Source organism: Hylemonella gracilis (assembly GCF_004328645.1).
In the GTDB taxonomy this organism is placed as follows: domain Bacteria; phylum Pseudomonadota; class Gammaproteobacteria; order Burkholderiales; family Burkholderiaceae_C; genus Hylemonella; species Hylemonella gracilis_B.
Genome location: NZ_CP031395.1, coordinates 436,044 through 458,328 on the forward strand (window position 1 = coordinate 436,044; position 22,285 = coordinate 458,328).

Here is a 22,285-nt window from a genome sequence, read left to right on the forward strand (position 1 = left end):
CTATTTGATGACCAAGCCTTGTCCCGTCGGCAACTCAAGAACCCGGTAGCCACGTGCCTCGAACCACGGATCCTCCGCCAGTTTCTGCTGCCGATAAGCCAGCCAGCCGTAATCATCCAGAATCAGTACGCCGCCGGGAACGAGGCGATCGAAAAGAACCTCCAGCGCCCCGACCTCAGCCTCGGCGTTGTTCAGATCCAGGTGCATGAATGCAATTTTCTCGGGCGCAACCTTTGCCAGAATCTCAGGCACTCTGCCTTGCGTGACCGTGACATTGGGGCAATCGGAGAAACGCCCCTGCGTCTGCTGGTAGAGGCGGCGACTATGCTCGAGCATGGCATGGTGGGGCATGGTGGGATCGTGATCAAACAAGTCATACAGGTAGTACTTTCGATCAGGGATCTGCGCAAAACCAACCGCGTCACAGACGATTCGAACCGTCGTCCCCTTGTAGCAAGCGCATTCCACAAAGTCCCCTTCCAGACGCAAGCCATTGCGAACGCCCCAGAGAATGGTTGCCACGCGCCAAATAACTGAATGCTCCGCCAAATTACTGACGTGTTTTCCATGCGCCGCCATCAAGGCACTGTCTTCCAGAAAACTCAGGTTGCGGTTGATGGTGAAGAGGTTGTCTCCGGCATAGATGCCGTCCTGGACTTCCATAGAATTGATGCATTGCTGGAGACCTGCTCGAAAATTCACCCCGTCGCCGATGCCAAAAAATCCCCCGGGGGCATGATTTGCCATTTACCGATCCTTTTCTGAAAAGTTGCCCAACTGAGACTGCGCCCACCCGATTAATCTCATTCCACCCGTAGTGTGGGCACCGTGGTCACAAACCGCCCGCCCCACGCCCGAATGTAAACGAGCTGCGCGGCAATCTCGGTGCGCAGATTCCAGGGCAGGATGAGCACCTCGTCCGGCCGGTCCTGGCGCAGATGGTCCTCGCCCACGATGGGGATGCGGCTGCCGGGCATGTACTTTCCCTGCTTGGCCGGGTTCAGGTCCACCACGTAAGGCAGCAGGTCGGGGCGCACGCCCGCGAAGTTCATCAGGGTATTGCCCTTGGCCGCTGCGCCATAAGCACCCACCTTGCGGCCAGCCTGCTTGGCTTGCAACAGGAACTCCAGCAACTCGCGCTTGATGCGTTCTGCCTCACGCTGGAAGCCGGCATAAAAACCGGGGCTGCCGACGCCGGCCGAACGCTCGCGCACGAGCACGGCCTGCACGGCCGATGCCATGGCATGCCGGCCGGTGTCGGCGCGCTGGGCATAGACGCGCAGGCTGCCGCCGTGCGTGGGCAGTTCCTCCACGTCGAACACCTGCAGGCCGTTGGCCGCAAAAATGCGCTGCACGGCGGTCAGCGACAGATAGGAATAGTGCTCGTGGTAGGCCGTGTCGAACTGGCATTCCTGCACCATGCGCAGCAGGTGCGGGAACTCGAAGGTCGCCACGCCCTGCTCTTTCAGCAGGATGGCGAAACCGCCCACGAAGTCATTGATGTCGGGCACATGAGCCAGCACATTGTTGGCCGCGGTCAGGTCGGCACCGCGGCCCGCGGCCACGAGTTCACGCGCCAGGGCCACGCCGAAGAAACGCTCCACGATCTCGATGCCCAGTTTGCGTGCGGCCACCGCCGTGCTGGCCGTGGGTTCGATGCCATAACAAGGCACACCTGCCTGCCGCACGTACTGCAGCAAGTAGCCGTCGTTCGCGGCCACCTCGACCACATTGCTTTGCGCGCCGAGCTGGAAGCGCGCGCGCATGGCCTCCACGTAGGCCCGCGCGTGCGCGAGCCAGGAGCTGGAATAGGAGCTGAAGTAGGCGTAGTCGGCATCGAACAGTTGCTCGCGGCCGGCATGGTCCTCGGTCTGCACCAGCCAGCAGCTTTCACACACCAGCAGGCGCAGGGGGTACCAGGTTTCGGGGCCGTGCAGCGCGGCCTCGGTCAGGTAGGCGTTGGACGGCGGTGCGCTGCCCAGATCCAGAAAGGGCAGTCGCAACTCGGCTCCGCAGTGGCGGCATTTCATGACACTTCAACTCCAGCAAAGTCTCGCCCAAGGGGCACGAAGCCCGCGTCCCGTACCGACAAGCCCTGCACGGGCAGCGGCCAGGTGATGGCCAGACGCGCATCCTGCACGGGTAGCCCGTTTTCGGACTGCGGTGCGTAGGGCGCGGAATGGCAATAAATCAGTTCAGCCTCATCGCTCAGGACCTGGAAGCCATGGGCGAAGCCAGGCGGGATCAGCAAGGCCGAGCCGTGCGTGTCGCTGGCCTGCGGGCTCAGGCGCTCGGCATGCCAGCGCAGGAAGGTGGGCGAACCCGGGCGCAGGTCCACCGCCACATCCCACACCTCGCCCCGCACACAACTCACCAGCTTGGCCTCCTGGTGCGGCGCCTGCTGGTAATGCAGGCCGCGCACCAGCCCTCGACCGCGGCTAAGGCTGTGGTTGATCTGTGCGATGGGCCAGACCCAGCCGGCCGGCCGGAGTTCCTCGGCACAGAAGAGGCGGGAAAACACCCCGCGCTCGTCCGAGCGCAGGCGACGCTGCACGCGCCTCAAGCCAGCCAGCGGCAAATCGATGACGTTCAGGCTGCCGCTCACGCCGCCGCCCTCGCTTCAACACCACGCCAGGCGTCCAGATCGGCCAGGCACAGCGCCTGCGCCTGGGCGCCCTCGTGCAGAGCCCGGTACCAACGCAGCGTGCGGCCCACGGACTCCGCGAGGTTCCAGCGTGGCGCCAGGCCCAAGCGGGTCTGCGCCAGCGAGGTGTCCAGCGCCAGCCAGCCCGCTTCGTGCGGACCATCGATGTGCTGCGCATAGTTGACCTGACCGCCCGGCCAAGTGGTTCGCGCCAGATCGATCACCGTGCGCACCGTGGCCCGTTCGTGGGGCAAGGGGCCGAAGTTCCAGGCCTGGGCGGCCGAGGCGTCGGTCCACAAAGTCTGGGCCAGCACGAGGTAGGCGGCCAAGGGCTCCAGCACATGCTGCCAGGGGCGGGTGGCCTCGGGCCGGCGGATCTCCAAGGCGCGGCCATCCTGCCAGGCGCGCACCGCGTCCGGCAACAGGCGGTCCGCGGCCCAGTCGCCGCCACCGATGACGTTGCCCGCGCGCGCGCTGGCCAGGGCCAGGCCCTGCTCCTTCAGGAAGGCGTCGCGGTAGCTGGCGATGGCCAGCTCGCAAGCGGCCTTGCTCGCACTGTAGGGGTCGTGCCCGCCCAATTCATCGCCTTCGCGGTAGGGGTGGGGCCACTCATGGTTACGGTAGACCTTGTCGGTGGTGATGCACACGACCACCTTCGCGCCGGGGTGGCGGCGCAGGGCATCAAGCAGGTGCACCGTGCCCATGACATTGCTGGCCCAGGTGCTCACCGGTTCGCGGTAGCCTTCGCGCACCAGGGCCTGGGCGGCCAGGTGCAGCACCACTTCCGGACGGCTGTCGCGCACGACACGGGCCACGGCCTCGGCGTCGCGCAAATCCACCACGTGGTGGTCCAGCGCGGAGGCGACTCCCGCCAACTCGAAAAGATTGGGGCGCGTGGCCGGCGCCAGCGCCAGGCCCGTGACCTGGGCGCCCAGACGTTGCAGCCACAGTGCCAGCCAGGCGCCCTTGAAGCCGGTATGACCGGTCAGCAGGACACGCTTGCCACGCCAGAAAGCCGCGTCAGGCCCGGCAAGACTCATTGCCAGACCTTCCAGGGTGCACGCCCTTCGGCCCAAAGATTTTCCAGCAGGTTCTTTTCGCGCAGCGTGTCCATCGGTTGCCAGAAGCCACCATGCGCAAAGGCCATGAGTTCACCGTCCTTGGCCAAGCCCGCCAACGGATCGCCTTCCCAGCTCGTTGAATCACCCGCGATGCGGGGGATGCAGCGCGGCGAGAGCACGAAGAAGCCCCCATTGATCAGGCCGCCATCGCCGCGGGGTTTCTCCGCGAAACCATGCACCTGATCCCCTTGCATCTGCAAGGCGCCGTAGCGGCCCGGCGGCTGCACGGCGGTGACCGTGGCCAACTTGCCATGGCTCTTGTGAAAGCGGATGGCCTCGGCGATGTTCACGTCGGCCACGCCGTCGCCGTAGGTGAAGCAGAACGCGTCCTCATCCGTCAAATACTCCGCGACGCGTTTCAGGCGCCCGCCGGTCATGGTGTCCTCGCCCGTGTCCACCAGCGTCACGCGCCAGGGCTCGGCGTGTCGCTGGTGCACTTCCATGCGGTTGCTGGCCATGTCGAAGGTCAGGTCCGAGGTATGGAGGAAGTAGTTGGCGAAGTATTCCTTGATGACGTAACCACGGTAGCCGCAGCAAATCACGAAGTCGTTCACGCCGTGCGCGCTATAGATCTTCATGATGTGCCAAAGAATGGGCTTGCCACCGATCTCGATCATCGGTTTCGGCTTGAGGTGGGTCTCCTCGGAAATGCGCGTGCCCAGGCCACCGGCCAGAATGACTGCTTTCATGGATTGCTGCCGTGATGTAGGTCCGACCGGGAGCGTAAACCAAGGCCAGCACGCAGAACAGGCAAATTGCCGGGACTAGCCGGTCTATTTCACGCTTCTGCCCGGGGCGCGTCGCCGTGACGAGGGGTGAACCGGCGCCGCGGGTGGCGCCCTCAATAATGGCTGAGGTTGTCGAACACCTGCATCAACATCTTGTTGAGCCGCGCGATCTTGATCGGCGTCAGTCCCTCGTAACCCTTGAGGAAAACGTTCTCGGTCGCCTTGCGCATGTCGACGATCATCTGCTCGCCGGCCTGGGTCAGCGAGACCTCGGTCACGCGGCCGTCGGCGGCAGAGGTGGAGGTGAGCACCAGGCCGCGCTCCTGCAGGCGGTAGACGATCTTGGTGATGGTCGGCAGCTTGACCACGGCGTGCAGCGAGATCTCCGACATGCTGGAGGTGCCGTTCTCGCGCAGGATGAAGAGGATGCGCCAGGTCGGCAGGTCGGCCCCCACCTTGCGCAGGGCGCGCTCCATGTGATGGTGGTAGATGTTGTTCAGCCGGGCGACCCAGTAGAACGGAAAATCATCCTTGACGAAATCTTCGCTGGCCGGGTTGTGACGGCTCAGTTGCTTGCTCACCGGGTGCCTCCTTCAAGACGCGCTTGTTCTCTTTGCGCTTATTGTGGCTCAGCCAGCGCTCGCATCTTGCGTGTTTCACGCTCGCGCAAGGCCTCGGCGATCAGCTCGGGGATCTCCTGCGGCATGAAGCCGCAAAGCACCTGGTCCCGCACCTCGTTGCGAAACAGCTGCAGCATGAAGGCTTCGTCTTCCCTGAGCGCGCGCGAGGCCAGGGCATAGACGATGAAGTTGCTCCTCATCGCCGCGCGCACCACATCTCGGTCGTTGCGCAGAGCCTCGGCCGCATGCACCAGGGCCAGTGCATCCTGCCCGACCGCGGCCAGCACCATGGGTTTGGCCGCGCGCAGGCGCTCGGAAGCGAACTCCAGCGCCATGCCTGTGACGCGCACGGCCTGCCAGACCACATCGTCATCGTCCCGCAGGACTGCATCCAGCCGTGCCAGCGCGTAGCCGTCGGCACGCACCCGGGCCAGCGCCGCCGTCTTGTCCATGCCCTTCACCAGCTCGGCCCGCGCTCCGTGTGCATCTTGCGCACCATGGCTGTGAAGAACTGCTTGGCGAAGCCGCTTTCGCTGATGAGCTGGGCGGCCAGGTCACGACACTTGGTCTTGATGTCGTCGGACAGTGGCACGTCCGGCCCCGGCAAGGCCCCGGCGGCGCACTGGATTTCGACTGCGCGCTGCACGGTCCAGAGCAGGAAGAAAGTCTTGGCGATCGACGCTTCCGCCACCGCGATGCCGTGGTTGCGCAGCACCAGCACATGCTTGTCGCCCAGGCTGGCGATCATGCGGCCCTTTTCCTCGGCGAAGAGGGTGATGCCCTCGAAGTCGTGGTAGCCCACGCGACCAAAGAGCTGTGCACCGTAGAAGCTGTTGTGGTCGATGCCACCCTGTTTCTGCACCACGGCGGAGACCGGCGTGGTGTGGGTGTGGATGACGCAATGCACGTCCTCGCGAGCGCCGTGGATCGCGGCATGCAGGGCGAAGCCGGCCGGGTTGCCATCGTAGGGCGACTCCTCGATCTTGTGGCCGTTCAGGTCCACCTTGATCAGGTTGGCCGGCGTGATCTCGGTGTAGTTGAGCCCGAAGGGGTTGACCAGGTAATGGTGGGCCGGGCCGGGCAGACGCGCCGAGATGTGGTTGAAGATGGTCTCGGTCCAGCCAAAATAGTCGATCAGGTGGTAGCACTCGGCCAGTTCGCAGCGCAGCGCCCATTCCTCGTCGGACAGGTGACCAGGCTTGAACAGGGTCTGGGTTCGGGGCGTCATGTCCATGGTGGGTGTACTCCTGGTTGTGGCAACGCAAACGGTCACGCGGCGAGTTGGATGGGATGGGTGGCCACTTCCTCTCGGAAATGCGCCAGGGCAATCATGCGCGCGGTCACGGGCATGGCAATGTCCTGCAGTCGCGCGAGTTCCAGCACCGCGTCGCCAATGGCCGCCAGCTCCAGCGGCCTGCCGGCCAGGTGGTCCTGCAGCATGGACGTGCGGATGGGACCCATGGCCGCGCCTTCGGCGATGAAGGAGGCCGGGTCGAAGGGGATGCGCGCGCCATAGGCCGCGGCCAGCGCCAACCCCTCCTGCAGCATACGCCGCACGATGGGTAGCAGGCGTGCATCGCCGTAGATGGCGTCCAAGGTGGCGCCGCTGACGACCGACAGGGGATTGGACGTGAGGTTGGCCAGGATCTTGGTCCAGAGCGTGTCGCGCAGCGCCGGCACACAGCGCGCCTCGATGCCCGCGCGGCTCAGCACCTCGGCCAGGCGTTGCATGCGCGGACCGGGCAAGCGTTGATCGATCTCGCCCAGCACGATGAGCAGGGGGTTGTCCGACACAGCTTGTGCCGGCCCGGTGCGCTCGGCGGTGATGAAGGTCACGGCGCCCAGCAGTTGCTGCGGTTCCAGTGCGTTCAGCAGGACGCCCTGCGGGTCGACCGCCTGCACGGCGCGGCGGCCCCAGGGCCCAGGCTGACCCTGGAAGAACCAGAAGGGCACCCCGTTGACCAGCGGAATCACCAGGGTCTGCGGCCCGACCAGGGGCCGCGCGGCCGACAGCAAGGCAGCCAGATCCTGCGACTTGCTGCAGAGAAACAGCACATCCTGCTCGCCCAATTGGGTCGCGTCGTCGGAAGCGATGACACGGGCCTGCAGGCGCTCGCCGCGCCGGTGCAAGGTCAGGCCCTCGACCTGCATCTGGCGCAGGGTGGCGCCGCGCGCCAGCACCCGCACCTCGGTGCCGCCGTTCTCCACCCGGGCCAACAAAGTGGCCAGGGTACAGCCGATGGCGCCCGCGCCGGCTACGCCGATGCGCAAGGGTTCGGCGGATCGGGCTTCGTTCATGAGGACAGCAACTCCTGATGCCGACCCGCGGCCCCCAGGTAGGCCTCGATCACGCGCGGGTCATTCGCCAGTTCACGCGCCGGACCCTGCATGGACACGCGTCCCAGCTCCAGCACGTAGGCGTGGTCCGCCACCTTGAGCGCGGCACGCGCGTTCTGCTCCACCAGCAGGATGGACACGCCGCGCTGGCGCAGCTCGACGATGATGCGGAAGATGTCGCGCACGATCAACGGCGCCAGGCCCAGCGAGGGCTCGTCCAGCATCAGCAGGCGCGGTTGCCCCATCAGGGCACGGCCCAGGGCCAGCATCTGGCGTTCGCCGCCAGACAGGGTGCCGGCCTCCTGCTTCGCGCGTTCTTTCAGGCGCGGGAACAGTTCATAGACTTCTGCCAGCGCGGTCTGCCTGGCCTGCCGCGATTGGCCGCGCAGGCGAAAGCCCCCCAACACCAGGTTGTCCTGCACGCTCATCTGCGCGAACAGGGCTCGCGTCTCGGGCACCAGGGCGATGCCGCACGCCACGTGCTGCTCGATGTCGCAACCCGCCAGATTCTCGCCGTCGAACCGCACTTCGCACTCGCTCCCACTGAGGGGCAGCAGGCCCATGAGTGCGGCGAGGGTCGTGCTCTTGCCCGCGCCATTGGGGCCGATCACGGTGACGATCTGCCCCTGACCGATCTCGAGGTGGATGTCGGAAATGGCTTCGATGCGCCCGTAGGCGGCGCTGAGATGGCGCACGCTCAGCAGCGGCCTTGGCTTCTGGTCTGCGTTCATTCGTCCACCCCACCCAGGTAAGCCTTGAGCACCGCCGGGTCGCGCTGGATGGCTTCCGGCGGGCCTTCGGCGATCTTCTGACCGAACTCCATCACGACGATGCGGTCCACCAGGCCCATCACGAAATCCATGTCGTGCTCGACCAGCAGCACGGCCACGCCCTCGGTGCGCAGCTTGCGGATCAGTTCGGCCAGCGCCTCCTTCTCCTTGTGGCGCAGTCCCGCCGCGGGCTCGTCCAGCAACAGCAGACAGGGGTCGGCGCAGAGCGCGCGCGCGATCTCCAGGATGCGCTGCTGACCCAGGGCCAGGCTGCCGGCCGGGCGGTCCAGGAATTCGCCCAGGCCCACACGCTCCAGCTGGACGCGCGCCTCATTGAGCAGGCACCCTTCGTCCTCGCCGTCCAGCCGCAGGGCCGAGGCGAACACGCCCTTGCGACCCCGCAGGTGCGCGCCGAGGGCGGCGTTTTCGAGCACGGTCATCTCGGGCAAGAGCTTGACGTGCTGAAAGCTGCGCGACAAGCCGGCGGCGGCCAGCAGGCGCGGACTCTGTCCGTTGACGCGGTGGCCGCGGAAGATCACGTCGCCCTCGTCAGGTGCCATCACGCCCGAGATCAGGTTGAACAAGGTGCTCTTGCCGGCACCGTTGGGGCCGATCACGGCCATGATCTCGCCCGCCCCCACCTGCAGCGACATGGCGCTGTTGGCCACCAGACCGCCAAAGCGCTTGGTCACGCCACGCACGTCCAGCACCCGCTCGCCGGGTTGCGGACGGGCCCGCTGAGGCAAGGCCCGGGCACCGGCCGCACCAGTCACACCAGCATGCCGCGGGTCTCGTGCCGGCAGGCGCGCGTGGCTGCGCGGCGCGAGCTGGAAGCGCCGGGTCAGCAGCATGGACACCGCGCCGAAGACACCACCCGGCCAGCGTTGCATCACCAGCACGATGAGCAGGCCGAAGACAATGCTCTCGAAATTGCCCGCGCGCCCCAACAGCAGAGGCAGCAGATCCTGCAGCCATTCGCGCAGCAGCACGACGATGCTGGCGCCGATCAGCGCACCCCAGAGGCTGGTGACGCCGCCGAGCAAGGCCATGAAAAGGTAGTCGATGCCCGACGGCACATTGAAAGGCGCGGGGCTGACGAAACGCTGCGTGTAGGCATAGAGCCAGCCTGAGATGCCTGCCAGACCCGCCGCGATCAGGAACACCACCATCTTGGCGCGGAACACGTTCACGCCCATGGAGGTCGCCATCTCCTGTCCGCCGCGCAGCGCGCGGATGGCGCGCCCCATGCGCGACTCCAGCAAATTGCGAATCAACAGCGCGGCCAGCAGCACACTGCCCCAGATCAGGTAGTACATGCGCGGCCCGTCGCCGAACACGACGCCGCCGATCTTGAGCGGCGGCAGGTCGGCGATGCCGGTGTGGCTGCCCAGACTCTCCAGCGTGCCGAACAGCGAATACAGCGACATGCCCCAGGCGATGGTGCCCAGCGGCAGGTAGTGGCCGCTGAGCCTGAGCGTCAGCAGACCCAGCACAAAGGCAAAGGCCAGGGTGATGAGCAGGCCCAGGCCGAGGGCGATCCACGGGATGCCCGCCATCGCGCCCAGGTTGAGCACGGAGGGCCCGATCAAGGCTGCCGTGGTGTAGGCACCCAGGCCCACGAAGGCTGCCTGGCCAAAACTCGTCATGCCCGCCACACCGGTCAGCAGCACCACGCCCAGCGTGGTCAGGGCGTACATGCCGATGTTGTTGAGTACCGTGATGTAGAAGGAGGTGGACAGCAGCGGGATCAGGAGCAGGACGAGCAGTCCCACAGTGATGACGATGCCTTGACGTCGCGCGTTTTTCATCTTCAGTGTTCCTCCTCGCGGCCGCCGCTCTTGAGCGAGCGCCAGAGCAGGAAGGGGAGGATCAGCGTGAACACGATGACTTCCTTGTACTCACTGGCCCAGAAGGTCGAGAAGGATTCAACCAGGCCCACGGCCAGCGCGCCGAGGGCCGCGACCGGATAACTCACCAGGCCGCCAATGATGGCGCCCACGAAACCCTTGAGGCTGATGATGAAGCCCGAGTCGTAATACAGCGTGGTCAGGGGCGCGATCAACACGCCCGAGAGGGCGCACATGAAGGTGCCCAGCGCGAAGCTGACCTTGCCCGCGAGCACGGGCGAAATGCCCATCAGCCGCGCGCCCAGCTGTTGGAGGGCCGTGGCGCGCAGGGCCTTGCCGTAGAGCGTGTGCTCGAACATGGCGTAGAGCCCGCCAATCAGCGCCAGCGACACCACCAGCACCCAGATCGTCTGGCTGGCGATGCTCAGTGTGCCCAGGTCGAGGCTGGCCTCGGAGAACGGCGCGGTGCGCGAGCCCTCGGCACCGAAGACCAGCAAGCCCACGCCCAGCAGGCTGACGTGCACCGCAATGGCGATGATCATCAACAGCAGGCCTGACACATGCGCCACGGGCTGAAAGAAGAGACGGTACATCAAAGGGCCCAGCGGCGTGATGGCGGCCAACGTCAACACGGCCTGCAACAGCATGGGCAGTTCATGCAGCGGCAGGAACGCCAGGGCCAGCACGAGGGCCAGCCCGTACGCGGGCCAAGCCAGCGATGCCCAGCGCCAGGCCGCGCGCCCCCGCACGGCCAAGCCCACGTCGGCCAGCGCACCCAGCCCAGCCAGGGCCAGCACCAGCCAGCCGATCAGCACGGGCCGCTCGGCCTGCATGGCCGCCATGGTCAGCGCGCTGAAGGCCACGAATTCCCCAAGGGGAATCAGCATGACCCGGGTCACGGAAAAGACCAGGATGATGGCCAGGGCCACGAGCGCGTAGATCGCGCCGTTGCTCACGCCGTCCTGGCCCAGCAGGGCAATGATTTGCAGGTTCATCGTTGGGCGATCAGAAACAGGGACCCGGTGCCGCCGGCCACCCTGCTCGCGCAACGCACAAGCAGGAGGCGACCGGGGTACCGCGTCGACTCGGTCGTCTTGCTTCTTTACTTCACGAGGCGCCAGGCGCCATCCTTCACCGTGATCAGCTCGCGACCACGCGCGTCGAAACCGCTGTGGTCGGCCGGCGTCATGGTGTAGACGCCCTGGGTGCCGGGCAGGTCCTTGATCTGCTCCAGCGCGTCGCGCAGGGCCGCGCGGAACTCGGGCGTGCCGGGCTTGGCCTTCTTGGCCGCGACGGGGATCGTGGCTTGCAGCAACAGACCGGCGTCATAGACGTTGGCGCCGAAGGTGGCCGGCTCCGCGCCGTACTTGGCCTTGTAGTCGGCGATGTACTTGGCCGCGATCTTCTTGGACGGGTGCTTGTCGCTCACCTCGTCCATCACCAGCATCAGGCTGGCAGCCAGCACCGTGCCCTCGACCTTCTTGCCGCCGAGTTTGAGGAAATCCGGCAGGGCTGCGCCGTGCGTCTGATAGATCTGGCCCGCGTACTTCTGGTCCGCCAGAGTGGTCTGGGGCAGCACCGAGGAACTGCCGGGCGCGGCGATCAGGATGGCGTCCGGCTTGGCGGAGATCAGCTTGATCGACTGCGCCGTGACCGAAGTGTCCTGGCGCTGGAAGCGCTCCGAGGCGACGACCTTGATGCCGGCCTTCTCGGCCAGCTCGGTCGTCACCGTGAGCCAGTTCTGGCCGAAGGGATCGGCCAGGCCGAAGAAGCCCAGCGTCTTCACGCCCTTGGACTTCATGTGTCCGACCAGGGCCTCGGCGATGATGTCGTCATTCTGGGTGGTCTTGAAGACCCATTTCTTGGGCTCGGTCATGGGCAGCACCACCGCCGCGCCACCCACCGGGGCCAGCATGGGCACGCCGGCCTCGGCCGCGATCTGGATCACACCCATGGCGGCGGGCGTGCCGCTCGGGCCGATGATGGCGTCCACGCCATCGCCCACCAGCTTCTTGAACGCCGTCACTGCAGCCGTCGGGTTGCTCGCGTCGTCGAGCGAGATGTACTCGACGCTCAGGCCACCCATCTTGGTCGGCAGCAATTCGATCGAGTTCTTCTGGGGAATGCCCACCAGGGCCACGGGTCCGGTGGACGAGGTCACCACGCCGATTTTCACCTGGGCCTGCGCGCCCGCCACCAAGCCGACACCCATCGCCAAGGCGGCCAGGGCGCTCACCATCCGCTTCATCGCCATATCCATACTCCAAATAAGCCGGCCGCCCAAGGTCGCTACGCGCCAGCCTGCCTCAGGCAGGCACCCCCGGCCTGAGCAGTCCGGCGGACGGGGGCAGAGACATCAAGCATCTTTCATGCCACCATTCACTTGAATTGTGAATGAATATTTCCGGCCGTTGATAGGCAGGAAAAACAACTTGCTGGCCTCCGAACGGCGCGCACGCTTGCGTGGCACTTCGCACCCCAAATGACGGGCAAGGCGCACGCTCTCGGTGCCAAAAGTTCGCTCGAATCCTTGTTTTCCAAGGAAGTGATTCATCAAAGCTGGCCCACTAATTGCTCAACTCAATTTCGAAAGAAGGGGTTGCGCCTCCAATTTTCCAGGCGTCTTCATCTTTTTATTTAGTTGAAATTTCACATGAATTAACTTGGCAATCTAATTCGAGCCAATTCGCGCCCTTTCAGATTTGCCACAGGAGCACCAGGACCATGACCACCCGATCCCCGGACACGCTGCAAGGCCTGCTGACCGACATCCGCGCGCGCGCGGCGGAGTTCGAACGCCAACGCCATATTTCGCCCGACGTCATCGAAGCCTTCAAACGCCTGGGCGTTTACCGCGCCTTGCTGCCGAAGCGCCTGGGCGGCCTGGAATGGAGCGCACGCCAGTTCTGCGAGCTGATCGAAACCATTGCCGAGGCCGATGGCTCGGCCGGTTGGGTCGCCAGTTTCGGCATGGCCCCGACTTACCTGGCCGCACTGCCGCCCACGACCTTCGAGCAGATCTACCGTGACAACCCCGACACGGTGTTTGCGGGCGGCATCTTCCCGCCCCAGCCCGCCCCCTATGTGGACGGCGGCATCGAGGTCAGCGGGCGCTGGAGCTTTTCCAGCGGCTGCATGGGTGCCACTGTGCTGGGTGTGGGCATCAGTCCGCGCAAGGTCGGGACCGAAGGCGGTGCCGCCAGCCTGCCGCGCATGGCCGTGCTGCCACGCGCACAGGCCACCATCGTCGAAACCTGGGACGTCAGCGGGCTGGCCGGCACGGGCAGCCATGACTTGGTGGTGGACAAGGTGGTCGTACCCGAAGACTGGACCTTCGTGCGGGGCGGTCCGTCCCGGCAGAGCGAAACCATGTTCCGCTACCCCACGCTGTCCTTCGCGGCCCAGGTGCTGGCCGTCGTCAACCTCGGCATCGGCCGCGCCGCCATCGAGGAACTGCGCCGCATGGCCGGCGGGCACAAGGCCGTGACCGGCGCGCCCAGCCTGGGCGATCGCCCCGCCACGCAAGCCAGCCTGGCCCGCAACGAGGCCCTGCTGCGCTCGGCACGGGCCTGGTTCTACACGGCCATCGACGAAGCCTGGGACAGCCTGCTCCGGGGCGACCCGGTTTCGCCCGCGCAGACCAGCGCGCTGCGCCTGTCGGCCGCGCACGCGGCGCGCACCGGCGCCGAAGTCGCGCGCGACATCCAGATGCTCTCGGGCATGGCCGGCATCTACAACGCCAGCCCCATCGCCCGCTGCGTGCGCGACGCCAACGCGGTGACGCAGCACGCCTTTCTGGGCGACATCGTCTACCAGAACGCCGGGGCCATGGCCTTCGGGCGCGAGCCCCTGCCGGGTTATCTGTGAACAGCCCCGCCCCTGCCACCCCACCGAACACCACCACGAAAGGAACCACCATGAGCGACAAGAAACCCCTGCGCGTGCTGCTTTGCATGGGCGTCAACCAGAACTTCTTCGACGCCACCCCCGCCGAGCAGAAGGAAGTCTGGCTGGCCACGCTGGCCATGTACAAGAGCCTGACCTCGCTGCCCGGCGTCAAGGTGCTGGGCAATTTCGACGACGACCGCATCCAGGTCGGCGCCTCCACCGAGGCCCCGTGGACCACCTATTTCCTCTGCGACTTCCCCGACTACGACACCGTGGTGGCCGCCTGCAATCTGTGGCGCACCACGCCGGTGGGCGATGGCACCTACAAGTTATGGAAGTACGCCAAGGTCGAGGCCCGCATCGGCCGCGAACTGGAGTTCCCGGTCTGAGCAAGGAGCATCCCATGAGTACCGTCATCCCCATCCAGTCCGCGTCCGCCGCAGGCAGCGCGCCAGCCACGCCGATCCCCTACGCCGAACTGGTGCAGCCCGATCGCGTGCACACCTCGCTCTACACCAACCCGGCCATCTTCACGGAAGAGATGGACAAGGTCTTCTATTCCAACTGGATCTGGGTCGGCCACGTCAGCGAAGTGCCCGAGCCGGGCAGCTTCAAGTCCACCTGGATCGGCCAACAGCCCGTGGTGCTGGTGCGCGATCGCAAGAAGGAACTGCATGTGCTGCTGAACCGCTGCCGCCACCGCGGCGCCACGGTCTGCGAGCACAAGAAGGGCAAGACCGCCAGCTTCGTCTGCCCCTACCACGGCTGGGGCTACGGCCTGGACGGTTCGCTGCGCGGCGTACCCCACCCGGAAAGCTACGGGGACACGCTGGAGAAAGACAAGCTCGGCCTCGTGAGCCTGCGCGTCGAAGAGTACGCGGGCATGGTCTTCGCCACCTTCAAGGACGACCTCATGCCCCTGGCCGAATGGCTGGGCCCGGCCAAGAAGTGGATGGACCTCTTCATGAAGCAGGCCGGTGGTTACCCGGTCAAGGTCGCGGGCGAGCACCGCTTCACCTTCCCCGGCAACTGGAAGATCCAGTTGGAGAACACCACCGACGCCTACCACTTCCCGCTGGTGCACAAGAGCTTCCTGAGTTCCCTGGACGAGCAGGCCAAGAAGACCTTCGACTTCGTGGACGGCCCCGGTTATGTGGAAGACCTGGGCAACGGCCACAGCGTGATGGTGATGATCCCCGAGCTGATCGACCTGGAAGCCGATCTCGACAAGCCCATCCCCGACCGCTTCGCCGAACTGGCCCAGGCCCTGCGCGACGAAGGCCACGACGAAGCCAAGGTGCGCCGCATCGTGCGGGCCGTGGGTGGGACCGGCTTCAACCTCAACCTCTACCCCAATGTGGCCTGTTCCATGGCCTTCTTCCGCGTGCTGCGGCCCGTCTCGGTCAACGAGACCGAGATCCACCACGCAGCCATCGTGATGGACGGCGGCCCGGCCATCGCCAACCAGTATCGGCTGCGCCTGCACGAACACTTCCAGGGCCCCATGGGTTTCGGCACGCCGGACGATGGCGAGGCCTGGGAACGTGTGCAAAAGGGGGCACGCGCGGGCGAGGACCTCTGGATCATGGTCAACCGCGGCCTGCCCGGTGAAAAACCCGGTACCGACGGCCCGCGCGGCGACGTCAGCGCCGAAACCGGCATGCGCGCGGCCTACCGCCAATGGCTCAAGTCCATGACCGCCTGAGCCAGGCACGACAAGGATTCCCGATGAACACCGCATTGCAAACCGACGTGCTGAACGACGTCACGGCTTTCCTCTGGGCCGAGGCCGACATGCTCGACAACGAACTGTACGAGGAATGGCTCCAGCTCTGGCAGGAGGATGGGCTCTACATCGTGCCCATCGACCCGCGCGAAACGGACCACGAAAACACGCTGAACTACGCCTACGACAACGCCAAGATGCGCCAGATGCGCGTGCGGCGCCTGACGGGTGGCGAATCCATCTCTACCAGCCCCGAACCACGCACCGTGCGCATGGCCTCGCGCTTTCGCATTGTCGAGGACGATGGCACCACCCTGACCGTGCGCTGCGCCCAGTTCCTGACCGACTTCCGCAAGGAAAACCAGCACCAGTACACGGCCAACCTGGTCTACACCTTGCGGCGGCATGAAACCGGCTTTCGCATCGTCCGCAAGGTCGTGAAGCTGATCAACGCCGACGACGTGCTGCAGACCATCGGCTACATCCTGTGAGGAGCCCGGCATGACGCAAGTTTCCACCCCGGATGTGGCCCTGGTGACGGGCGCGGCCCAGGGCCTGGGCGAGGCCATCGCCCGTCGCCTGCACGCCGCGGGCTACAAGGTGGCCCTGGCCGATCTGGCCCTGGACAAGGCCGAAGCCGTGGCGAAAACGCTGGACACCAGCGGCGCAACCGCAATGGCCCTGAGACTCGACATCCGCCAGAAGGCCGACTTCGAGGCCGCGCGCGATGCGCTGGTGGCGAAGTGGGGCGGCGCGCAGGTGCTGGTGAACAACGCCACGGTGACCCTGCACACCCCGCTGATGCAGATCAGCCCCGAGGAATTCAACCACGTCATCACCACCAACCTGGGCGGTACCTTCCTGGGTTGCCAGGTGTTCGGGGCTTATTTCGCCGAACAGAAGTACGGCCGCATCATCAACCTGGCCTCCCTGGCCGGGCAGAACGGCGGCACTTCGGCGGGGGCGCACTACGCCTCGTCCAAGGCCGGCATCCTGGTGCTGACCAAGGTCGTCGCCAAGGAACTGGCGGGTGCGGGCGTGACCGTCAACGCCATCGCCCCCGGCCCCATCGACCTGCCCACGGTGCGCGCCACCGTGCCGGCGGAAAAGCTCCAGCACATCATCGACAATGTCATTCCGGTTCACCAATTGGGGAATCCGGATTTCATCGCCGACACCCTGGTGCATCTGGCCTCGCGTCAAGCCGGTTATGTGACTGGCGCAGCCTGGGACCTGAACGGCGGCATCTTCATGCGTTGACACCCAGACCCACATGACTTCTGCCCAGACTCTTCGCGTTCGTGTTGCAAAACGACAGGCCAGCGGCCAGGACATCGCCCTCTTCACCCTGGTCAGCACCGACGGCAGCCCGCTGCCCCTTTTCGAGGCGGGCGCGCACATCGACGTGCACTTGCCCGGTGGCTTGATCCGCCAGTATTCGCTGTGCGGCGATCCCACCGACAGAACGCATTACCGCATCGGCGTGCTGCGTGACGCCAATTCGCGTGGCGGCTCGGTCGCGGTGCACGAGCATCTGAAGGAAGGCGTGGAACTGAGCATCAGCGCGCCGCGCAACCATTTCCCCTTGATCACCGGCGCGGGCGCCGGCAAGGCCTACCTCTTCGGGGGTGGCATCGGCGTGACGCCCATGATCGCCATGGCGCACACCCTGCACAAGACGGGCATGGACTTCGAGTTCCACTACAGCAGCCGTTCGCCCGCGCACATGGCCTTCAGCGAGGAGCTGGGCGCCACGCCCTACGCCACGCGCATCCACCAGCACTTCGATGAAAACGCGCCCACGCCGGCGCAGCAACGCGCGGACGCGGCCGCCATCCTCGGCGCCGCCCCGCCCGGCGCGCACGTCTATGTCTGCGGCCCCAAGGGCTACATGGACTGGGTGATGGCCACGGCGCGCGAGCAAGGCTTCCCGGCCGAGCGCATCCACTACGAGTTCTTCCAGGTCGAGGTGCAAAAGGGCGGCGACAGCTTCACCGTCGTGGCCCAGGCCAGCGGCAAGGAAGTGGTGGTGGAAGCGGAAGAAACCATCGCCAACGCCCTGGAGCGCATCGGCATCCGCGTGCAGGTGTCCTGCGAACAGGGCATCTGCGGCACCTGCCTGACCAACGTGATCGAGGGCACGCCCGACCACCGCGACGAATACCAGACCGACGAAGAGAAAGCGGCCAACGAGCAGATCACCATCTGCTGCTCGCGCTCGCTCACGCCGCGCCTGGTGCTGGACCTCTAGACCCTGGGTCCGGCCCTGGTGGCCGGACCTTCCCGGACCCGCAGACACCCTCATGAGCACCCCCGTCACCTCGCAAGAATTCCGCGGCGCGCTGGCCCTGCTGACCGGCGCGGTCACGCTGATCACCACCGACGGCCCTGCGGGGCGGGCGGGCTTCACAGCCTCCGCGGTCTGCAGCGTGTCGGACGAGCCGCCCACCGTGCTGGTCTGCATGCGCAGCGCGGCGCCGTCCAACCCCCTGTTCCGGCGCAACGCCGTGCTCTGCGTCAATGTGCTCACGCCCGCGCAACAGCCTCTCGCGGCCGCCTTTGCCGACCCGCAACTCGGGCAGGCGCAACGCTTCACCCACGGCAGCTGGGACGCGCTGAGTTCCGGCGCGCCCGCGCTGCACGACGCGCTGATCAACCTCGACTGCCGCGTGGTGGACACCCACGTCATCGGCACGCACGACGTCTGCATCTGCCGCGTGTTTGGCGTGCGCACCCGTCCCGAGGACGAGGCACTGGCTTATTTCAACCGCGCCTACCACCACCTCAGCGCAGATTCCCGGTTGACCTGAACCGCCGAACCGCTGAAACACATTGCACTGCCCATGACACCCGACCTCCACCGGCTTTCCGCCACTGACCTCGCCCGCGGCCTTCAGAGCCGCAGTCTGAGCGCCGAAGCGGTCGCCCGGGCCTGCCTCGCGCGCGTCGCCGAACGTGACGGCGAACTGCACGCCTGGGTGCATGTGGATGAAGCACAGGTGCTGGCGCAGGCCCGCGCGCTGGACCAGGGCCCCGTGCGCGGCCTGCTGCACGGCCTGCCCATCGGCGTGAAGGACGTGTTCGACACGCACGACATGCCCACGCAGTACGGCTCGCCCATCTACGCCGGACACCGCCCGAGCGCCGATGCCGCGCCCGTGGCCCTGGCGCGCGAAGCCGGCGCGCTGATGCTGGGCAAGACGGCAACAACCGAGTTCAGCACCTTCCAAGCCAGCCCCACGCGCAACCCGCGCAACCTGAAGCACACGCCGGGCGGCTCGTCCAGTGGCTCCTGCGCGGCCGTGGGCGACCACATGGTGCCCCTGGCCTTCGGCGCGCAGACGGCGGCCAGCATCATCCGGCCCGCGGCCTACTGCGGCGTGGTGGGCTACAAGCCCACGCATGGCCTGATCTCGGGCGTGGGCGTCAAGCCGCTCAGCCATACGCTGGACACCATCGGCTGCGTGGCGCGCACGGTGGACGACGTGGCGCTGTTCGCCGCCGTGCTCAGCGGCGACAAGTCCTTGCTGGACTTGCCTGCCATCCACTCGCCCCTGCGCATCGGCCTGTGCAAGCCCCACGCGGACAAGCTGCTGCCCGAAACCCATGCTGCCTTCGAACTCGCCGCAAAAAAACTCACTGCTGCAGGCGCGAAAGTGGTGGACGTTCCTCTATCGCCCGACCACGCGCAACTCACGCAGGCGCACATCGACATCATGGCCTTCGAGACGGCCCGCGCCCTGTCCGACGAACGCCTGCGCCACGGGGACGCGATCAGCGCAGGGTTGCGCGGCGTGATCGACAAAGGCCTGCAGATGGACCACGCCCACTACGCGGCGCAGCTGCGCTACGTGGAGGAAACCCGCACCACCTTGCCCGCGCTCTACGCGCGCTGCGACGTGCTGCTGGCCCCCAGCGCCGCCGGCGAGGCGCCGCTGTTCGAAAGCGGCACTGGCGACCCGACCTGGTGCCGCCTCTGGACGCTGCTCGGCCTGCCCTGCGTGCACCTGCCTTTCACGCAAGGCCCGTTAGGTTTGCCCGTGGGCCTGCAGGCTGTGGGCCCCCTGCACAGCGACCGCGCCACGCTGGCCGCATCCGCGTGGATGCTGAAGCAACTCACCGCCTGAATCTGAAGAGCGCCACCATGACCGAAGCCCAACTCACGCAAGCCGTGAAGGACTTGCAGAAACGTGTCTCCGTGCTGGAAGCCGAGGCCGACGTGCGCCGCCTGCAGGCCCGCTACATGTTCCTCTGCGACACGCCCTGCCCCGAACCCGTGGCCGACGACGCCGAGCGCATTGAAAAGATTCTGGAGCTGTATGCGGAAGACGCCATCTGGGAAGGCGTGGGCAGCTACTACAACGGGCAGTTCGGCCGCGCCGAAGGCAAGGCCGCGATCCGCAAGCACTTCCAGAACTTCTGGGGCCAGAAGAAAGACCCGGCCCTGCTGCTCAACGCGCACTACCTGACCAGCGAACAGATCCATGTGCACGCGGACGGCCACAACGCCGACGGGCAATGGATCCACATGCAACCCTGGCTGTTTTCCGACGGCAAATCCCTGCTGCGCTCCAGCCGGCTGAACAACCTGTTCAAGACGGTGGATGGGGTCTGGAAGATTGCACGCACGCGGACGGAAAACGTGTTCGTCACGCCATTGCCGAAGAACTTTGCCGAGGCGTTTCCGAGTCAGTCGGTGTTGATGCGGCCCTGAGCCTAACCACCAAACAAAGCCGCACTACGGCGGCTTTCGCTGCCGATTTCAGGTCTGAACCAGAAGATAGTCGATGCGTGCTTTCGACCCATAGCGGTCGATCACTCAGATGGAAAGCGGCCACTCAACGGTTGAGTCTTGCGGCGCGCACGCTGCGCCATGTGCTTGGCACTTTATCGTCCACGCGTCCGCCCCAACGATGTTAAGCACGGCTCCGGATACCTACGCGAAATTGCGCAATGTAGTACTCGAGCGGCCGAGCTGTACCAGTGACGTAGAGGCCCCCGTCAATCTTATCGACAATGAGTGGTGCATTGCCCACCAGCGTATAAGAAAAGTCACCCGTCTCTATGAACGCTTTGGTGTTGTAGCGATACACCCAACCAAAGTCGTAATCCGAAACGCTCGTCACAGTGAGCTGGTGCTTCGGCTTTCTGTCGTTTCCAGGAAGCGCAGAACCAAACGAACTCATCTCGTCCTCGGCGCGTGCGAGGTATGAGGCAACAAGGTGATCGGCTTGCTCGCGTGACAACATTGCGGCTGCGTCGGCTTCTTGATGACTGTGCTCTTTGCGAGCCCGCTCGTCTTCCTCCCAAGTCTCAGCCAACGCTTCCTCCGATTTCATTTAACTTTGCCGCCCGTCCGATTTTGGCCAAGTCCAGCATGGTTCCGTCTTCTTTTCTCGACCCATATGAGTCTCTCAGTGGCACGGAAAGCAGACGCTCAACTTTGATGGCACGTCTGCTTGAGTGACAGGTTTGGCGCAGTACTCATACGCGATCCGATTTTTGCAGTGCGTTGCGGAGCTTGCGCTCGAGCTCTGGCGAAATACCATGCCAAGAAGTTTGCTGTGTGAAATGGAGCTGCTCGCCAAGCTCCCCAACGACTGTGGCTGCGATGTGTTGCAGTAACTCCTCTGGTTCCCAGCGCTTTGGCTCATACGCACAGAAGGCATGATGTTCTGGATTCCAGCGCAAACCGTTTGCTGCTCTGTAGATGTACTCGTACATTTCATGGCTCTCGGTTTTGGGAATGACGAGCAACCCGAGATTCGTGTCAAGCACTACCTTAGCAATCGGACGAAGCGTCATTTGACTGTGTAAATTTTTCCATATGAGACCCTCGGAAGGCATAAACCGGAAAATTCTCTCTCGAAGGAATAGTTGAGTATCAGCAAGGGACCCGTTGCAGACGGTCACAGATTTTCGAAGCAGACATTCAGCATTAAGAATATTCGGTACCAATAGTCATCCGCTTGACCAACGGGTTACGCCTCGTGGAGCGCACGCTCCGCTAGTTCCTGTGCTTTGGCAACAGATATACCTTGCACTTGGTCGATGACCAATGGGTCATCCTCTGGCTCGCCTCGGTGTAGAACAACTAGCGGTCTAGAGCGAGCACCTTGGATAACCACATCAGCGGGCCTTGGGTGTGCGTATGGGTAGAACCTAATCGTGTTGCAGACCCAGCCAAACAGGCTTTCACCAATGACTGGTTCGTTGTAGGTATCCTTGTAGCGATTGAAGCTCTTCTCGCTGAGGGACACCCATACTCCCCACAAGAATGGTTGCTCGACTCCGAGTATCGATATTTCGAGAACCGCTCGAATAAACCTGTCGGTTCCTTCAGAGTGCGTGATGGTGCAGAAGTCTTCCGAAAGTACCGCCATTTGCGATTTTTGGTCTTCCGAAAGACTGGTGTACTGATCTGGAGCCTTGAAGCCGAAGCTCGGCGAGCCCTCGTGGATCTCATCGCAACAACTGCACTTGAAAGCGAATATCGCCGCCATGTCGGGGTATTAGGCCTTACTTGATATGGACGGGAAGACTATCAGATTCGGCTCAATGCGGTATTCGGATGACGACCCATTACGGACGCCGACCAAACTGG

The 22,285-nt window shown here is 65.0% G+C and carries 25 protein-coding genes; 9 read left to right on the top strand and 16 right to left on the bottom strand.

Annotated elements, in window-relative coordinates; translation table 11 throughout:
• The 13 genes from DW355_RS02085 to DW355_RS02145 form a co-directional block, all read right to left on the bottom strand.
• On the bottom strand, window positions 1-747 hold the full coding sequence (locus DW355_RS02085) for a class I SAM-dependent methyltransferase (RefSeq protein ID WP_131277635.1): 747 nt from the start codon (window positions 745-747) through the stop codon (window positions 1-3).
• Between the two features lie 56 nt (window positions 748-803).
• Window positions 804-2,030, bottom strand: a complete 1,227-nt coding sequence (locus DW355_RS02090) for a class I SAM-dependent methyltransferase (RefSeq protein WP_131277637.1) — start codon at window positions 2,028-2,030, stop codon at window positions 804-806.
• A complete protein-coding gene (locus DW355_RS02095) occupies window positions 2,027-2,605 on the bottom strand; it encodes a dTDP-4-dehydrorhamnose 3,5-epimerase family protein (RefSeq protein ID WP_131277639.1) in 579 nt (192 codons plus the stop codon). The genes DW355_RS02090 and DW355_RS02095 overlap by 4 nt, the downstream gene beginning before the upstream one ends.
• On the bottom strand, window positions 2,602-3,684 hold the full coding sequence (gene rfbG, locus DW355_RS02100) for a CDP-glucose 4,6-dehydratase (RefSeq protein WP_131277641.1): 1,083 nt from the start codon (window positions 3,682-3,684) through the stop codon (window positions 2,602-2,604). Before rfbG ends, DW355_RS02095 begins: the two co-directional genes overlap by 4 nt.
• Window positions 3,681-4,454, bottom strand: coding sequence for a glucose-1-phosphate cytidylyltransferase (gene rfbF / locus DW355_RS02105; protein WP_131277643.1), 774 nt, complete (start codon window positions 4,452-4,454; stop codon window positions 3,681-3,683). Before rfbF ends, rfbG begins: the two co-directional genes overlap by 4 nt.
• Window positions 4,455-4,606: 152 nt before the next feature.
• Window positions 4,607-5,074 carry a MarR family winged helix-turn-helix transcriptional regulator gene (locus DW355_RS02110; protein WP_207388065.1) on the bottom strand — a complete coding sequence of 156 codons (468 nt, stop codon included), beginning with the start codon at window positions 5,072-5,074 and terminating at the stop codon, window positions 4,607-4,609.
• Between the two features lie 38 nt (window positions 5,075-5,112).
• Window positions 5,113-5,565, bottom strand: a complete 453-nt coding sequence (locus tag DW355_RS02115; RefSeq protein ID WP_131277645.1) for a DUF4116 domain-containing protein — start codon at window positions 5,563-5,565, stop codon at window positions 5,113-5,115.
• 5 nt (window positions 5,566-5,570) lie between these two features.
• Window positions 5,571-6,347, bottom strand: a complete 777-nt coding sequence (locus tag DW355_RS02120) for a class II aldolase/adducin family protein (protein WP_207388066.1) — start codon at window positions 6,345-6,347, stop codon at window positions 5,571-5,573.
• 35 nt (window positions 6,348-6,382) lie between these two features.
• Complete coding sequence (locus DW355_RS02125) at window positions 6,383-7,411, bottom strand: ketopantoate reductase family protein (RefSeq protein WP_131277647.1); 1,029 nt, start codon at window positions 7,409-7,411, stop codon at window positions 6,383-6,385.
• Window positions 7,408-8,181, bottom strand: coding sequence for an ABC transporter ATP-binding protein (locus DW355_RS02130; protein WP_131277649.1), 774 nt, complete (start codon window positions 8,179-8,181; stop codon window positions 7,408-7,410). The genes DW355_RS02125 and DW355_RS02130 overlap by 4 nt, the downstream gene beginning before the upstream one ends.
• The gene (locus tag DW355_RS02135; protein ID WP_131277651.1) at window positions 8,178-10,028 is read right to left on the bottom strand and encodes a branched-chain amino acid ABC transporter ATP-binding protein/permease; all 1,851 of its coding nucleotides are present in this window, start codon (window positions 10,026-10,028) and stop codon (window positions 8,178-8,180) included. Before DW355_RS02135 ends, DW355_RS02130 begins: the two co-directional genes overlap by 4 nt.
• Window positions 10,029-10,030: 2 nt before the next feature.
• A complete protein-coding gene (locus DW355_RS02140) occupies window positions 10,031-11,062 on the bottom strand; it encodes a branched-chain amino acid ABC transporter permease (protein WP_131277653.1) in 1,032 nt (343 codons plus the stop codon).
• Window positions 11,063-11,169: 107 nt separating this feature from the next.
• Complete coding sequence (locus tag DW355_RS02145; protein WP_131277655.1) at window positions 11,170-12,321, bottom strand: ABC transporter substrate-binding protein; 1,152 nt, start codon at window positions 12,319-12,321, stop codon at window positions 11,170-11,172.
• 470 nt (window positions 12,322-12,791) lie between these two features.
• Between DW355_RS02145 and DW355_RS02150 the strand changes: the two genes are divergently transcribed.
• From DW355_RS02150 to DW355_RS02190, 9 genes are read left to right on the top strand one after another with little or no spacing between them, the layout of a single operon-like run.
• Window positions 12,792-13,934, top strand: coding sequence for an acyl-CoA dehydrogenase family protein (locus DW355_RS02150; RefSeq protein ID WP_131277657.1), 1,143 nt, complete (start codon window positions 12,792-12,794; stop codon window positions 13,932-13,934).
• A 50-nt stretch (window positions 13,935-13,984) separates the two neighbouring features.
• A complete protein-coding gene (locus DW355_RS02155; protein WP_131277659.1) occupies window positions 13,985-14,344 on the top strand; it encodes an IacB protein in 360 nt (119 codons plus the stop codon).
• Between the two features lie 14 nt (window positions 14,345-14,358).
• Window positions 14,359-15,660 (top strand): aromatic ring-hydroxylating oxygenase subunit alpha, encoded by a 1,302-nt coding sequence (locus tag DW355_RS02160; RefSeq protein ID WP_131277661.1) that lies wholly within the window; start codon window positions 14,359-14,361, stop codon window positions 15,658-15,660.
• 23 nt (window positions 15,661-15,683) lie between these two features.
• Complete coding sequence (locus tag DW355_RS02165; protein ID WP_242671275.1) at window positions 15,684-16,172, top strand: aromatic-ring-hydroxylating dioxygenase subunit beta; 489 nt, start codon at window positions 15,684-15,686, stop codon at window positions 16,170-16,172.
• A gap of 10 nt (window positions 16,173-16,182) precedes the next feature.
• Window positions 16,183-16,941, top strand: coding sequence for an SDR family NAD(P)-dependent oxidoreductase (locus tag DW355_RS02170; protein WP_131277663.1), 759 nt, complete (start codon window positions 16,183-16,185; stop codon window positions 16,939-16,941).
• A gap of 13 nt (window positions 16,942-16,954) precedes the next feature.
• Window positions 16,955-17,932 carry a PDR/VanB family oxidoreductase gene (locus DW355_RS02175; RefSeq protein WP_131277665.1) on the top strand — a complete coding sequence of 326 codons (978 nt, stop codon included), beginning with the start codon at window positions 16,955-16,957 and terminating at the stop codon, window positions 17,930-17,932.
• A gap of 52 nt (window positions 17,933-17,984) precedes the next feature.
• Entirely contained in the window at window positions 17,985-18,491 is a 507-nt protein-coding gene (locus tag DW355_RS02180) for a flavin reductase (protein WP_131277667.1), read from the top strand.
• Between the two features lie 33 nt (window positions 18,492-18,524).
• Window positions 18,525-19,808 (top strand): amidase, encoded by a 1,284-nt coding sequence (locus DW355_RS02185; RefSeq protein ID WP_131277669.1) that lies wholly within the window; start codon window positions 18,525-18,527, stop codon window positions 19,806-19,808.
• 17 nt (window positions 19,809-19,825) lie between these two features.
• Complete coding sequence (locus DW355_RS02190; RefSeq protein ID WP_131277671.1) at window positions 19,826-20,395, top strand: nuclear transport factor 2 family protein; 570 nt, start codon at window positions 19,826-19,828, stop codon at window positions 20,393-20,395.
• Between the two features lie 202 nt (window positions 20,396-20,597).
• On the opposite strand, the gene DW355_RS02195 is transcribed toward DW355_RS02190, so the two are convergent.
• From DW355_RS02195 to DW355_RS02205, 3 genes are all read right to left on the bottom strand, one after another.
• Window positions 20,598-21,020, bottom strand: coding sequence for a YrhB domain-containing protein (locus DW355_RS02195; RefSeq protein WP_131277673.1), 423 nt, complete (start codon window positions 21,018-21,020; stop codon window positions 20,598-20,600).
• Between the two features lie 145 nt (window positions 21,021-21,165).
• The gene (locus tag DW355_RS02200) at window positions 21,166-21,486 is read right to left on the bottom strand and encodes a hypothetical protein (RefSeq protein ID WP_131277675.1); all 321 of its coding nucleotides are present in this window, start codon (window positions 21,484-21,486) and stop codon (window positions 21,166-21,168) included.
• Between the two features lie 176 nt (window positions 21,487-21,662).
• Window positions 21,663-22,184 (bottom strand): DUF2199 domain-containing protein, encoded by a 522-nt coding sequence (locus DW355_RS02205; protein ID WP_131277677.1) that lies wholly within the window; start codon window positions 22,182-22,184, stop codon window positions 21,663-21,665.
• Window positions 22,185-22,285 lie beyond the last annotated feature (101 nt).